This is a genomic window from Conexibacter sp. DBS9H8 (assembly GCF_023330685.1).
In the GTDB taxonomy this organism is placed as follows: domain Bacteria; phylum Actinomycetota; class Thermoleophilia; order Solirubrobacterales; family Solirubrobacteraceae; genus Palsa-465.
Genome location: NZ_CP097128.1, coordinates 1,076,969 through 1,090,373 on the forward strand (window position 1 = coordinate 1,076,969; position 13,405 = coordinate 1,090,373).

Annotated in this window: 13 protein-coding genes; 8 read left to right on the forward strand and 5 right to left on the reverse strand. The window is 73.6% G+C overall.

What is annotated here, in order from left to right:
- Window positions 1-13 precede the first annotated feature (13 nt).
- The gene (locus M3M55_RS05070) at window positions 14-1,024 is read left to right on the forward strand and encodes a MerR family transcriptional regulator (RefSeq protein ID WP_249011742.1); all 1,011 of its coding nucleotides are present in this window, start codon (window positions 14-16) and stop codon (window positions 1,022-1,024) included.
- Window positions 1,021-1,476 (forward strand): hypothetical protein, encoded by a 456-nt coding sequence (locus tag M3M55_RS05075; protein WP_249011743.1) that lies wholly within the window; start codon window positions 1,021-1,023, stop codon window positions 1,474-1,476. The genes M3M55_RS05070 and M3M55_RS05075 overlap by 4 nt, the downstream gene beginning before the upstream one ends.
- 64 nt (window positions 1,477-1,540) lie before the next feature.
- Here the strand turns inward: M3M55_RS05075 and M3M55_RS05080 are convergent, their stop codons facing one another.
- Window positions 1,541-2,338 carry a WecB/TagA/CpsF family glycosyltransferase gene (locus tag M3M55_RS05080; RefSeq protein ID WP_249011744.1) on the reverse strand — a complete coding sequence of 266 codons (798 nt, stop codon included), beginning with the start codon at window positions 2,336-2,338 and terminating at the stop codon, window positions 1,541-1,543.
- Window positions 2,339-2,562: 224 nt separating this feature from the next.
- Here M3M55_RS05080 and M3M55_RS05085 point away from each other — a divergent pair, with 224 nt between their 5' ends.
- From M3M55_RS05085 to M3M55_RS05095, 3 genes are all read left to right on the forward strand, one after another.
- Window positions 2,563-3,369: a glycosyltransferase family 2 protein gene (locus M3M55_RS05085; RefSeq protein ID WP_249011745.1), complete on the forward strand. Its 807-nt coding sequence runs from the start codon at window positions 2,563-2,565 to the stop codon at window positions 3,367-3,369.
- A gap of 138 nt (window positions 3,370-3,507) precedes the next feature.
- The gene (locus M3M55_RS05090; RefSeq protein ID WP_249011746.1) at window positions 3,508-4,599 is read left to right on the forward strand and encodes a ferredoxin reductase; all 1,092 of its coding nucleotides are present in this window, start codon (window positions 3,508-3,510) and stop codon (window positions 4,597-4,599) included.
- A 47-nt stretch (window positions 4,600-4,646) separates the two neighbouring features.
- Complete coding sequence (locus M3M55_RS05095; protein ID WP_249011747.1) at window positions 4,647-5,801, forward strand: acyl-CoA desaturase; 1,155 nt, start codon at window positions 4,647-4,649, stop codon at window positions 5,799-5,801.
- Window positions 5,802-6,201: 400 nt separating this feature from the next.
- Here M3M55_RS05095 and M3M55_RS05100 read toward each other — a convergent pair whose 3' ends face one another.
- Genes M3M55_RS05100 through M3M55_RS05115 form a run of 4 tightly spaced genes read right to left on the reverse strand, consistent with a single transcriptional unit; the run spans window position 6,202 to window position 10,275 of the window.
- Window positions 6,202-7,170, reverse strand: coding sequence for a glycosyltransferase (locus M3M55_RS05100; protein ID WP_249011748.1), 969 nt, complete (start codon window positions 7,168-7,170; stop codon window positions 6,202-6,204).
- Window positions 7,167-8,228: a glycosyltransferase family 1 protein gene (locus tag M3M55_RS05105; RefSeq protein ID WP_249011749.1), complete on the reverse strand. Its 1,062-nt coding sequence runs from the start codon at window positions 8,226-8,228 to the stop codon at window positions 7,167-7,169. Before M3M55_RS05105 ends, M3M55_RS05100 begins: the two co-directional genes overlap by 4 nt.
- Entirely contained in the window at window positions 8,225-9,172 is a 948-nt protein-coding gene (locus tag M3M55_RS05110) for a glycosyltransferase family 1 protein (RefSeq protein WP_249011750.1), read from the reverse strand. Before M3M55_RS05110 ends, M3M55_RS05105 begins: the two co-directional genes overlap by 4 nt.
- The gene (locus M3M55_RS05115; protein ID WP_249011751.1) at window positions 9,169-10,275 is read right to left on the reverse strand and encodes a glycosyltransferase family 4 protein; all 1,107 of its coding nucleotides are present in this window, start codon (window positions 10,273-10,275) and stop codon (window positions 9,169-9,171) included. Before M3M55_RS05115 ends, M3M55_RS05110 begins: the two co-directional genes overlap by 4 nt.
- 26 nt (window positions 10,276-10,301) lie before the next feature.
- On the opposite strand from M3M55_RS05115, the gene M3M55_RS05120 reads away from it, so the two are divergent.
- The 3 genes from M3M55_RS05120 (at window position 10,302) to M3M55_RS05130 (ending at window position 13,360) form a co-directional block, all read left to right on the forward strand.
- Window positions 10,302-10,913, forward strand: coding sequence for a bifunctional 2-polyprenyl-6-hydroxyphenol methylase/3-demethylubiquinol 3-O-methyltransferase UbiG (locus M3M55_RS05120; RefSeq protein WP_249011752.1), 612 nt, complete (start codon window positions 10,302-10,304; stop codon window positions 10,911-10,913).
- 127 nt (window positions 10,914-11,040) lie between these two features.
- On the forward strand, window positions 11,041-12,132 hold the full coding sequence (locus M3M55_RS05125) for a glycosyltransferase family 1 protein (RefSeq protein WP_249011753.1): 1,092 nt from the start codon (window positions 11,041-11,043) through the stop codon (window positions 12,130-12,132).
- A gap of 37 nt (window positions 12,133-12,169) precedes the next feature.
- The gene (locus M3M55_RS05130; protein WP_249011754.1) at window positions 12,170-13,360 is read left to right on the forward strand and encodes a glycosyltransferase; all 1,191 of its coding nucleotides are present in this window, start codon (window positions 12,170-12,172) and stop codon (window positions 13,358-13,360) included.
- The last annotated feature ends 45 nt before the right edge of the window (window positions 13,361-13,405 follow it).

Here is a 13,405-nt window from a genome sequence, read left to right on the forward strand (position 1 = left end):
TAATATTGACGTAGTGGAGCCCTTGTTTCACATCGGTGAGCTCGCGCGGCGCACCGGCCTGTCGCCGGCGGTGATCCGGGCCTGGGAGCGCCGCTACGGGGTCGTCTCGCCGCAGCGTTCACCCGGCGGCACGCGGCTGTATTCGCTGGAGGACCTGCGCCGGATCGAGCGGGTGCAGGCCCAGATCGCCACGGGGCTGTCGGCCGGTCGGGCGGCCGCGATCATGCTCGTCGGGGAGCCCGGATCGGCTGAGGTGAGCGTTGACGGGCGGGGGCCGGCAGACGTGGGCGACGGGCGGGGGCCGGCAGACGTGGGCGACGGGGGGCTGGGGTCGGGGGCGGAGCCGAAGGCGGCAGACACGGGCGGCGGGTCGACGGTCCCATCGCCGCTGCGGGACGGCTCGGAGATCGCTGACGGCGCCGCGGAGCTCGTCCGTGCCTTCGGCCGTCTCGATCCCGCGGCGGCCGAACGCGCGCTCGAGCGGCTCTGTGCCGGCTTCTCGCTCGAGACCCTGGTGCGCGGGGTCTTTCTCCCCTACTTAGAGGACGTCGGGCGGCGGTGGGAGCGGGGGGAGACCTCCGTTGCGGAGGAACATCTCGCCACCCACCTCCTGCGCGGGCGGCTGCTCGCCTTCAGCAGGGGGCTGACGTCTGACCAGCGCGGCCGGGCGGTGCTCGCCTGCCCGCCCGGCGAGCACCACGACATCACGCTGACGATCTTCTCGGTCCTGCTCCAGCGTCGCGGCTGGGCGGTGACGCTGCTCGGCGCCGACACGCCGCTCGACAGCGTCGCGGGCGCGGCCGGAACCGTCGGCGCCGACCTCGTCGTCCTCGCGGCGATGACGCCCGAGCGGTTCGACGACCTCACCGACAGCGAGGTGCGTGCGCTCGCCGGCCGCCACCGGCTGCTGATCACCGGACCGGGGGCGGACGCCGTGCTCGCCGCGCGCTGGGGCGCTGCGTGCCTCGGCGGCGACCCGGTCGCCGCGGCGGACTGGCTCTCCCGGGAGGAGGATGGCCGATGACCGGCGCCGTCGCGCTCCTGCTCACCGTCCAGCTGGCGGCGACCGCCGCGATGGTCGCGATCATCTGGTTCGTCCAGCTCGTCCACTATCCGCTGCTGGCGCGCGTCGGCTCGAGCGAGTTCGTCGCCTATGAGACGGCGAACACGCGCCGGACCGCCTGGGTCGTCGGGCCGCCGATGCTGGCTGAGGCGGTCACCGCGGTGATCATCCTGCTCGACCGTCCCGGCCGCGTCAGCGCCGCCCTCGCGGCGGCCGGGGTCGCGTGCCTGCTCCTCCTGTGGGTGAGCACCGGGCTGGTCCAGTCGCCGCTGCATGGCCGGCTCAGCCGCGGGCGGGACCTCACGCTCATCCGGCGGCTCGTGGTCACCAACTGGGTGCGCACCGTCCTCTGGTCGCTGCGGCTGCTCATCGCCGCCGCGATGCTGCTCGGGGCGGGTCGTCCGCACGGGTAGCGGCGGCGCTCCGGCGGGCGGACGGGACGGGTGGGACGGGTGGGACGGGCGGGAGATCGGCGCGTCAGTGCCCGCGCCGGCGGCGGGCCTCGGCGATCACCCGGGAGAGGAACACCGGGTTGCCGAGCAGGTAGCGCCGCCACATCCGCTGGGGTTCGAGGGCGAGCCGGAACACCCACTCCCAGCCGTTGTCGGCCAGCCACCGCGGGGCCCGCGGCACGTGGCCGGAGACGTAGTCGAACAGAGCGCCGACCGTCCACACAACCGACCCGTTCAGCGCGCCGGCGTAGCGGTCGACCCAAAGTTCCTGCTTGGGGGTGCCCATCCCGACGAGGACGATCGCCGCCGGGTGCGCGTTGATGTCCTCGATCACCCGATCGTTGTGCGGGGAGCCGAGCTCGAAGAAGCCGTGGTGGGCACCGGTCACGTCGAGCTGCGGGTACCAGCGTCGCAGCTTGGCGGCGGCCTCGCGAGCGATCGGCGGCTCGGAGCCGAGCAGGTAGATCGGCTGGCTGGCGAGCTCACACAGGCTCGCGAGATCCCAGATCCAGTCCGCCCCGGTCATCCGGTGGGGGACGGGCCGGTCGAGGAAGTGGGCGGCGAGGCGGACCCCGTACCCGTCGCAGTAGACGAGGTCGGCCCGCTTGAGGGCGGCGGCGAGCGCCGGGTTGGACCGGCTCTGGTTGACGACGTGGGCGTTGACGTACATCACCCGCCGGGAGAGACCATGCGCGGCCCAGCGGGAGATCGTCGCGAGCATCTGCTGTGGCTCGGCGAGGTCGATCTCGATGTCGAAGATCGACGCGGCCGGGCGCGGCGGCTCAGTCGTGGACAGCAGGGGTTGATCGACGTGGTCAAGCATGCGGCCGGGTGCCTGGACACCCGTAGGGTCATGGTAGGGACCGGCGGCCGGCATGGGCGCACTCGGCTGCGGGCGACGGTTCGCCGCCCCCGCCGGCCCCGCCGCCGCGGGCGACGGGTCGCCGCCCCCGCCGCCGCCCCCGCCGGCCCCGCTGGCCCCGCCGCCGCGGGCGACGGGTCGCCGCCGCCGCCGCCCCCACCGCCGCTGCCGCTAGCGTCCCGGGGGTGAGCATCAGCGTGATCGTGCGGGTCCGTGATGAGGCCGACGCCCTGCATCGCTGCCTCGAGCTCCTCCGCGCCCAGACGGGCGTCGGGGAGGGCGCGGAGGTGATCGTCGTCGACAACGACTCCGTCGACGGTTCGGCGGCGGTCGCCCGTCGGCACGGGGCGGAGGTGGTGCGGATCTCAACCGAGCGCTTCAGCTTCGGCCGGGCACTCAACCTCGGGGCCTCCCGTGCTCGCGGCGACGTTCGCGTCGCGCTCTCCGCCCACGCCTTCATCCGCGACCCGGACTGGCTCGAGCGGATCTCGGCCCCCTTCAGCGATCCGGCGGTCGCCTGGGTGTGTGGCGAGCGCTACTGGCCCGACGGCTCCCTCCTGCGCCGGCCCGTTCGCTTTGACGCGCGCCTCGCTGGCGGCTACCCGCGGTGGGGCTACTCCAACGCTGCGGGCGCGTTTCGGGCCCAACTGTGGGAACGACGTCCCTTCCGGGAGGACCTGCCCGCGGCGGAGGACCGCGAGTGGGGACGCCACTGGGCTCTCACAGAGGGCCGCGTTGGCATCCTCGACCCGTCCCTGCTCGTCGAGCACGACCACACCCACGATCCGCCCGGCGCGATCTTCTCCCGTGCCCGCCGTGAGGCGGCGGGTTTCAGCCGGTTCCTCTCCGACTCCGAGCTCGCCCCGGCCCGCCCGCTCGTGTCCGAATGGTTCTGGGACACCCGCTTCTACGACAACGCCTGGCGGGCGCGCGCCTCTCCGCGCCGGGCGGCCCGGCTGCTCGGCGAGCGGGTCGGCCGACGGCGGGGCTGACGCTCCCCCGCATCGCGGCAACCGGGTCAGGGCATCGGGCGCACCTGTGCCCCGGTCGGCTCAGGGTATCCGGCGCACGCGCTCCTCGGACCGGGCATGATCGGGTAAGGGGCGTGAATCAGTGAAAGGAGAGGGTGGATGCCGGAACAGGGCGCACGGGTGCACATGCCGCGACTGGCCCGATACGTCGTCCGCGGGCTCGAATACTTCACCTGGCCGTTGGAGCTCGACGACTACCTCGAGCTGATCTCGCCGCTGTGGTCGACCACGGAGCTGCGCGGACGGATCGAGCGGATCCACCCCGAGACCGATGACACCGTGACCGTCGACATCACGCCCGGGTTTCGCTGGCGCGGGCACCGGGCCGGTCAGTACCTGCGGATCGGCTTCGACATCGCCGGCAAACGTCAATGGCGCGCCTACTCGCTCTCCAGCGACGCCGCCCGGCCCGACGGCCAGATCACGATCACGGTCAAGCGCACCGCGGACGGCGTCGTCTCGAACTGGCTGCACGGGCCCCAGGCGACCGGGGCGATCGTCACCCTCGGTGAGGTCGAGGGCGAGTTCACCCTGCCCGAGTCGACCCCGCCGCGGCTGCTGTTCCTCACCGCCGGCAGCGGCATCACGCCGGTGATGGCGATGCTCCGCGGTCTCCGTCGCGCCGGCGAGCTGCCCGATACCGTCCACCTCCACTCCGCTCGCACGCCGACCGGGGCGATCTTCGCCGCAGAGCTGCAGGCCCTCGCCGAGCGGGACCCCCGCTACCACCTCGAGCTGCAGGTGACCGGGGAGCAGGGGCGGCTCAGCCCCGCCGACCTCGACGATCGCTGCCCGGACTGGCGTGAGCGTGAGTGCTACGCCTGCGGGCCCGGGCCGATGCTCGACGCGCTCAGCGACCACTACCGCGCCGCCGGCCTCGTCGACCGTCTCCACGTCGAGTCCTTCGAGCACTTCGTCCTCGGTGACCGGACCGGGCGGGGCGGCCAGATCCGCTTCATCCGCGCGGGTACGGAAGTCGAATGTGATGGGGTCACCCCGATCCTGCTCGCCGGGGAGGCGGCGGGTCTGGACCTTCCCTACGGCTGCCGCATGGGGATCTGTCACACCTGCACGGGGCGGCTCGTGGAGGGGTCGGTCCGTGACCTGCGCACCGGCGAGCTCACGCACGCGGGCACCGAGATCAGAACGTGCGTCAACTGTCCCGACGGGCCGGTTGCCCTCGAGCTGTGACGCGCGCGCCGTTTGATGAGCCCACATTCGCCGAACAAGGAGACCAGATGCCCTCTGAATCGATGATCGAAAGCCCGCTCGCCCGACTCAGCCCGGAGGAGATCGAGGCGATCGGGGCCGAGTTCGACGCGATCCACGACGAGGTGTTCGCGAGCCTCGGCGACAAGGACGCGACGTACATCCGCACGGTGATCGCCCTGCACCGCCAGCTCGCGCTCCTCTCCCGGGCGATCCTGCTCGGGAGCCGGTACCGACCCGCCTGGCTGCTTGGCACCTCCGTGCTCGGTATCGCCAAGATCCTCGAGAACATGGAGATCGGGCACAACGTCCTGCACGGCCAGTGGGACTGGATGGCCGACCCGAAGATCAACTCGGCCACCTGGGACTGGGACACCGCCTCCCCGGCGGAGGCGTGGAAGCACTCCCACAACTACGTCCACCACACCTTCACCAACATCCGCGGCAAGGACAAGGACCTCGGCTATGAGATCATGCGGATCGACCCGCACCAGCCCTGGCACCCGGTCTACCTCCTCCAGCCCGTCTACAACCTGCTGCTCGCCGCGTTCTTCGAGTGGGGGGTGGCGGTCCATGACCTTGACGTCGAGGCGATCCGCGCGGGGACCAAGGACATGGATGAGCTGCGCCGTCAGGTGCGCGCGATCGGTCACAAGGCGTGGCGGCAGGTGATCAAGGATTACGTCGCCTTCCCCGCCCTGTCGGGCCCCCGTGGGTTCAAGACGACCCTGACGGCGAACTTCACCGCAAACCTGATCCGCAACGTGTGGTCCTACGCGATCATCTTCTGCGGTCACTTTCCCGACCAGACCTACACCTTCAGTGAGGAGGAGACGGCGGAGGAGACCCGTGGCGCGTTCTACCTGCGCCAACTGCTCGGTGCGGCGAACATCGAGGGCTCGCCGATCTTCCACGTCCTCTCAGGCAACCTCGGCTACCAAGTCGAACATCACCTGTTTCCCGACATGCCCTCGAGTCGCTACGGCCAGATCGCCCCGAAGGTGAAGGAGATCTGCGAACGCCACCGCCTGCCCTACAACACCGGACGCTTCTCCCACCAGCTCGGCACGGTCCAGCGGACGATCCTGCGCCTCGCCTTTCCCGGTGGCCGGCCGGCTCCCAAGCCGGGCCCATACGTGCCACCGTCCGATGACCGGGTGACCGCGCCGCTGATCGCCGTGTAGACCCGTGTAGACCGTTCGACCGTTTCGGTGGGCGTGCCGGATACCTGCGGTCGGGTCGACCCCCGCGAACGGGCGAGCCGCTCCCGCGTGCCGTCTGCGCAGCGACCCAAATCGTGTAATCCCGGTTGGCGCCCACCGCCGGAGCACGATTGAGGTCGTCCCGCGAGCCTGATCGTGCACGCGCTGGCTCGACCGTCAGATATTTCACGATTTGGGTCGTCGCGGAGCCGCCCGCAGGCCGATCCGCGCCATCGGGCCCGCCGCGAGTACGGGGCGCGGCCGCGAGCATGGGGCGCGGCCGCGAGCATGGGGCGCGGCCGCAAGCACCGGGCCCGCCGCGAGAATGGGGCACCAACGCGAGCACCGGGCCGGCCGCGAGCACCGGGCCGGCTGGGGCCCCTCAGGGCGGCGGGACGAGCCCGAAGGGCACCTTCGCCCGCACGCTCCGGGCCTGGATCAGGGCCCGCTGACGACGGGCCTCGGCGAGCCGGGCGGCGAACTGGCGGTAGCCGCCGAGCAGCTCCCGCTCGACGAGCAGCGCATACCCGAGGGCGAGCAGCTCATAGCCGATCAGCCACGGCAGATCGCGCAGCAGCTCGGCCGGCCGGTCGTTCTTGACGATCATCAGCAGCCGGTTGCGGAACTGGGTGGCCCGGTCCTCCGGACGGGCCTGGGCGCGGGTCGTCGGCGAGTAGGTGCGGATGTGAAAGACGACCGCCTCGGGCACGTACCACGCGCGCCAGCCGAAGCGCTGGGCCCGCCAGGCGAGGTCGGCGTCACAGCCCCAGCCGGGCATGTTCTCGTCAAAGACCCGGCCCTCCACCGCGCAGTCGCGTAACGCGTCGGCCCGCCACACCGCGGCGGCCCCGTCAGCTCCGAAGATCTCCCCCGCCCGCGCGAAGGACCCCGCGGGGCGGCCGTGGCCGACGAGCCGGTTCTTGCGGCGCCGGTCAAAGGTCATCCCGGCCGCGTCGAGCAGTTCGAGCTGATCGCCCGGGGCGGGGCCGGTGGTACGGATCAGCTTCGGGGCGACGGACCCAACCTCCGGCCGGGCGGTGAGGACGGCCCGGGTCGCGGCGAGGAAGCCGGGGGTGACGAACGTGTCGGCCTGCAGGAGGGCGATCAACTCCGGCGGATCCGGGCCGTCCAGGAGCGCGGACAGGCCGGCGTTCATCGCCTCGGTATAGGGCACGCGACGCGGCAGCGCGAGTCGCTCACAACCATGGCGGTCGGCGACCGCGGCGGTCTGATCGCGGCTCGCGTTGTCGACCACGAGCCGACGGTCAAAGCCCTCGGCGAGCGCGGCGGCGAGCGCGACCTCGAGCGCGTCCGCCTCGTCGGAGGAGAGGATGACGAAGCCGCTCCTCACAGGAGCTCCTGATAGACCGCCCAGGTCGCCGCGGCGGTCGCCGCCCAGCTGAACTGCGCGGCGCGCTCGGCGGCGGCGACCGAGCGGGCGGCACGGTTGACGGAGGAACCGAGCAGGCCGGTGAGGACGGCCACGAGCTCACCGACGTCGGAGGGCTCGAAGTAGAGGGCGGCCTCCCCGCCGACCTCCGGGAGGGCGCCCGCCCGGGCGAGCACGGTCGGCCGGGCGCGCGCCATCGCGTCGAGAGCGACGAGCCCGAACCCCTCATAGACCCCGGGGACGACCACCGCGTCCGCCCCGCGGATCAGCGCGTCGAGTTCGGGGTCGGGGAGGAAGCCGCTGAAGTGGACCGGGGCGCGGCCGGCGAGGGCGCCCAACGCGGGCGCGGCCCCGAGGTCCGCGCCGGCGAGGATGAGGCGGTGGGGAAACCCGTCGGCGTGGAGGCGCCGGAACGCCTGGACGAGCACCCCGAGGTTCTTCTTCGGGCGCAGGTCCCCGGCGGCGAGCAGGTAGGGGCCGGCCGGGACGGGCCGGTCCCCACGCGGCAGGGCGGGTGCCTCCGCGATCACGTGGATCCGCGCCGGGTCGACGCGACAGCGCCGGACCAGGTCCTCAGCCGTGAACGCAGACGGGCAGATCACCGCTTCGGCCGACCGGGCGGCGGCCGGGACGAGCAGCCGGTACTTGGCCTCCGTTGCGGCGGGCATGTCGCCGGGAAGGGCGAGGAAGGCGAGGTCGTGGACGGTCAGCACCCCCGCGCACGGCCGGACGAGCGGCAGGAAGCTGTCGGGCCCGTGGAGAAGGTCGGCTCGGCGGGCGCGCAGCAGCGCCGGCAGGGTGAGCTGCTCAAACACCGCCTCGGGGCCGGGATGGCCGCGTCCGATCACACGCAGCTCGACGCCGGCGGGCACCTGGGTGGCGAGCGCCTCGGCGAGCCGGCGCACGTAGAGCCCGGAGCCGTGGGGCATCGCGACCGCCCCGTCGCGGCCGTCGAGGATGATCCGGCGGCGGCCCACCGGGGCCGCCGCCGTCCGCCGGCGCCGCCCGGGCGCGCTCACCGGGGCCGCCTTGCCCCCGCGGCCGCCGCGGCGATCGCATCGGCGTACACGGCGACGGTCGCGGCGGCGACGTCGGACCAGCGCACCGGGAGCGGGGCGGGGGCGGGGCGCTGGGCCGCCTCGGCCGCGGCGACGAGTCCGGTGAGATCGTCGGCCGGCCACAGCCGCGCGCGGTCGGCGAGCACCTCCCGGACGGCGGGGGTGTCGGCGGCGACCACGGGCGCGCCGCAGGCGAGAGCCTCCACCGGCACAAGGCCGAAGCCCTCATCGTCAGACGGGAGCACGACCGCGTGGGCACCGCTGTAGAGGGCCGCCAGCTCGGGGTCGCTCACCCGGCCGGTGAGGATCACGCCCTCCAGCTCCCGGGCCCAGCGGCCGGCCTCCCCGACGAGCACGAGCGCGAGCGACCGCGGCACCCGGGTGAGGGCGGTGACCCGCTTGCGCGGATCCGGGGTGGACAGGCCACCGACGGCCAGCAGATACCGCTCAGGCAGACCGAAGCGGGCCCGGACGGCGGCGATCGCCGCCGCCGGCTGAGGGGCGAACCCGTCCGCGGCCGCCTCACCGACGACGACGACCCGCGCCTCGTCGAGGCCCAACAGTGAGCGGGCCTCCGTGGCGACCGCCCGGGTCGGGACGATCACCCGCTCGGCCCGCTGGACTGCGAGGTAGCGCATCCGGAAGCGCAGGCCGGTACGGAGATACTCGCCGGGGCGCTTCAGCGGGATCACGTCATGCAGGGTGACGACGGTCGGCAGCGCCGGCCGCAGCGGCGCCCCCTCCAGCCACGGCGAGTGGTAGACGTCGGCGCGGCCGGGCCGGGGCACGTGGGTGTCCTCCACCTCGACCCCGTCGAGTTCGCTGAGCGCGCCGCGCAGGCACGTCGCATAGCGGGCGATCCCGGTGCCGTGCCGGGCTGCACGGAGGTCGAAGGCGACCCTCACGTCCAGCGTCCCCGCGCCCGCGCGCGTTCGGCCACCGTCTCGCGCAGCAGCGTGTCGATGCCCTCGACGTAGGCGGGCGTTCCCCAGCGGATCGCGTGCGCGGCGGCGGCCGCGGCCATCCGTGGCCGGGCGTCGAGCACCTCGAGCACCGCCGTCGCGATCGCGCCGGGGTCGCCAGGCGGAACGAGCCGGCCCGCGACCCCGTCAGGCACGACCTCGCAGAGGCCGTCGACGGCGGTCGCGACGACCGGGGTGCCGACCGCCATCGCCTCCGCCGCGACGGTCCCGAACGGCTCGGCGTGAGAGGGGAGCACGAGCAGGTCGAGGTGGCGCATCAGGCCGGGCGCGTTCGCCTGCCAACCGGCGTCGATCACCCCGAGCGCAGCGGCCCGCTCGCGTACCGCGGCCGCATAGGCGGGCGCTCGGCCGTAGGGCTCATCCCCGATCAGGACGCAGGCGACCGGCCGCCGGGCCCGGATGAGCGGCAGCGCGGCAAGCAGGTCGAGGACGCCCTTGCGCGGCTCGAGCCGGCCGACAAAGCCGATCAGCGGCTCGCTCGGCGACGGCCACGGGGCCGCCGCCGGCGGCGGGTCGAGGTCGACCGGGACCCCGACGACCCGTGGCTGCAGGCACGGATCGAGCTCTCGGAGCCGGCGGGCGATCGCCTCGGTGTCAGCGAGCAGCAGCGTCGCCCGCCGCCAGAAGCCGGGGACGCGACCGACCATGTCATTGACGTCGAGGACGGTGACGACCCGACGGCCGGTGAGGGCGGGCAGCAGCCGTCCGCACACCGCACCGTTGAGGTAGACGACGTCCGCGTCGACAGCGAGCCGACGCAGCGCCCGGTAGCCGCGCAGCGCCCCGGCGCCCTCCCGGCGGCCGAGCCCGCCCGTCGGCAGGGGTGTCCACTCGAGGCCGGCGGAGAGGGCGGCGTCGGCGAGCAGGCCGCCGCCCGGGGTGGTCAGGGTCACCCGCCAGCCTCGGCCCGCGAGCCCGCGGGTGAGGCGCAGCAGCGTCGTTTCCGCGCCCCCGGGATGGTCGACGGGGTTGACCCCCAGCAGACGCCCCGGTGGCGGAGTGGGGGCAGCGCCCGTGATGTGCACGGCGCTGAGCCTATAGCGTGACCGCCGTGAAGGAGTACTACGAAGCCCTGTGGCAGCGGCTGGAGTCCCCGCTCGTGCCGTCCGGCTTTGACCGTCGCGCCGCGTTCCTGCTCGACGGGATCGACCCCGGGACGGCCGTCCTCGACCTCGGGTGCGGGGACGGAGCCTTCTGTGAGCTGATCTGCGAGCACCACCCTGACGTCAACCTCACCGGCGCTGACGTCGCCGAGGGCGCGCTGCACCGGGCCCGGGCGCGGCCGCGCGTCCGCGACGACGTGAGCTGGGTGCAGGTGCCCTTCGACGGGCCGCTGCCGCTGCCCGATAACGCCTTTGCCCTCATCTGGGCCGGGGAGGTGATCGAGCACGTCGCCGACACCGCCCAGTGGCTGTCGGAAGTCCGCCGAGTGCTCGCGCCCGGCGGTGAGCTGCGGCTCAGCACCCCCAACCACACGAGGCTCGCGCTGGCAATCGGTGGGGTGGGTGCCTACAGCCCGCCGCTTGGGGATCACCTCCACCTCTACGACGCCCGATCGCTGCGCGGCCTCCTGACCGACTTCGGTTTCGCTCCCGTTGAGGTGCGGGCCGCCGGCCGGCTCGGTCCGCTCTCCGGCCAGCTGCTGGCCCGGGCACGCCGGTGAGCCGCCTTCGGTGCCGGCGGGTCCGGTGCTGCCGCGGGGTTTGGCCCACCCCCGGGACGGGGCAGAACAGGGCCGGTATGGGCACGCGACGCCGCCGGATGCGGCAGGATCTGGGGGAGAGAACACGGTGAAGGTGCTGATCGACACGACCTATGCCGCCCGGGCGCCCCGGTCGGGCACCGCCGTCTACCTCGAGGCGCTCGTGCGGGAGCTCGAAGCTCACCCGGAGGTGAGCGTGGAGACGGCGGTCAACGAGCGCCGTTCGCCGCCGGCCGGGGGCGGGGTCGCGAGCGCCCGCAACGCCGCCACGGACGCCTGGTGGGCGGAGATGGAGCTGCCGCGGATCGCCCGCCGGGCCAGGGCCGACCTCATCCACCACGCCCTCCCCGCCCGCGCCCACGGCCGGGCGATGCCCCAGGTGGTCACCGTCTACGACCTCGCCTTCGAGGCGCTGCCACAGATGTTCGACCGCCGCTTCGCCAGCTACGCGCACCTCACCTACCGCCAGGCGGCCGCCGCCGCCGACCACATCATCACGATCAGCGAGACGACCGCCGAGGAGGTCCGCACCCGCTGGCGGATCCCGTCGGCGCGGATCACCGTCGCCCGGCTCGGCCCCGGCCAGCCGCTGCCCGCCGTCGACTCGCGCCCGCGCCGGCACTTCCTCTACGTCGGCGACGCCGAGCCGCGCAAGGACCTGCCGACCCTGCTGGCCGCCTACGCGCAGTACCGGGCGGCCCACCCGGCGGCGGTCCGGCAGACCGCCGCGACGGCCACCGTCGCCGAGGACCCGCCGGCCGGGCTGATCCTCGCCGGGAACGTTCCCGACCCCGATCAGCCCGGGGTGCGGGTGGAGACCGGGGTGGACCGCCGGCGGCTCGCCGAGCTGTACGCGGGGGCGCTCGCGCTCGTCCAGCCCGCCCTCTATGAGGGGTTCGGGCTCACCCTCCTGGAGGGGATGGCGAGCGGAACGCCGGTGATCGCCGCCGCCTCCGCGGCCGCCGTCGAGGTTGGCGCCGACGCGGTCGCCGCCTACCCGCCCGGGGACCGGGACGCGCTCGCCCGGAGGCTCGCCGAGATCGCCGGCGACCCGGACCGGCGGGCCGCCCTGACCGCGGCCGGGCGGGCCCGGGCGGAGTTGTTCTCCTGGACGGAATGCGCACGCCGGCACGTCGGCGCCTACTCTCTGGCAGTGCAGACCCGCCGCGGTCACGGCTGAGCCGCCGGGCCCGGGACGGGCCGACGCCCTTTCCACGATGAAGATCGCCATCCTCGGTACCCGCGGGATCCCCGCCTCCTACAGCGGCTTTGAGACCGCCGTCGAACAGCTCGCCGACCGTCTCACCGACCGTGGCCACGAGGTGCTCGTCTACTGCCGCCCTCACGTGGTCGACCCGAGCCTCACCTCCTACAAGGGGGCGCGGCTCGTGCACCTGCCGACGATCCAGAACAAGTACCTCGACACCTTCGCCCACACCCTGCTCGCCTCCGTCCACGTCGCCCGGGTCACCCGGCCGGACGTCGCGCTGTTCTTCATCGCCGGCAACTCGCCGCTCTGTCAGGTCACCCGCTGGGCGTCGATCCCGTCGGTGATCAACGTCGACGGTCTCGACAGCGACCGGTCCAAGTGGCCGGGGCTCGCCAAGGCGTACCTGCGCTTCGCGGAGAGCCGCGCCCCCGACTGGTCTGACCGCGCGATCACCGACTCCAACGTCGTCGCCGAGGTGTTCGAGAGTCGCTACGGGGAGCGGATCGGGGTGATCCCCTACGGTGTCGAGGACCCCGGCCATACGGGCACCGAGACGCTCGAGCGGCTCGGCCTCGAGCCGCGCAACTACCTGCTGTTCGTCGGCCGGCTCGAGCCGGAGAACAACTCCCACCTGCTCGTGGAAGCGTTCAGCCGGATCAGCGCCGAGCGGGCGCGGGGGATGAAGCTGGCGATCGTCGGGGGCGCTCCGTACGCGGACGACTACATCCGCCAGGTGTGGCGCAGCGCCGACCCGCGGGTCGTCTTTCCCGGTTACGTGTTCGGGAAGGGGTACTGGGAGCTCCAGCACCACGCCTACGCGTTCGTCGCCCCGACCGAGGTCGGCGGCACCCACCCGGTGCTGCTCGAGGCGATGGCGGCGGGCAACTGCATCCTCGTCAACGACCACCGGCCGAACGTCGAGACCGTCGGGGAGGCGGGGATCTACTTCGACGGGGCCGCGGGCGTGGAGGACCTCACGCGCCAGCTCGAACGGATCCTCGATCAGCCCGCGCTCGTCGACGAGTACCGGGCCCGGGCGGTCACGCGGGCCCGGGACTACTCCTGGGAGGCGGTCACCGACCAGTATGAGGCGCTGCTCACCGAGGTCGTCGCGGCCCGCCACCCCGGCCGGCTGCCCGCCGAGCTTGTCGACGCCGATCCGCTGTCGGCGGTTCTCGGCGGTTCCCGGGGTCACTGAGCGGCGCTCGCGATTCGGTCGCGGGGGTCGGCCTCACGCCTGACC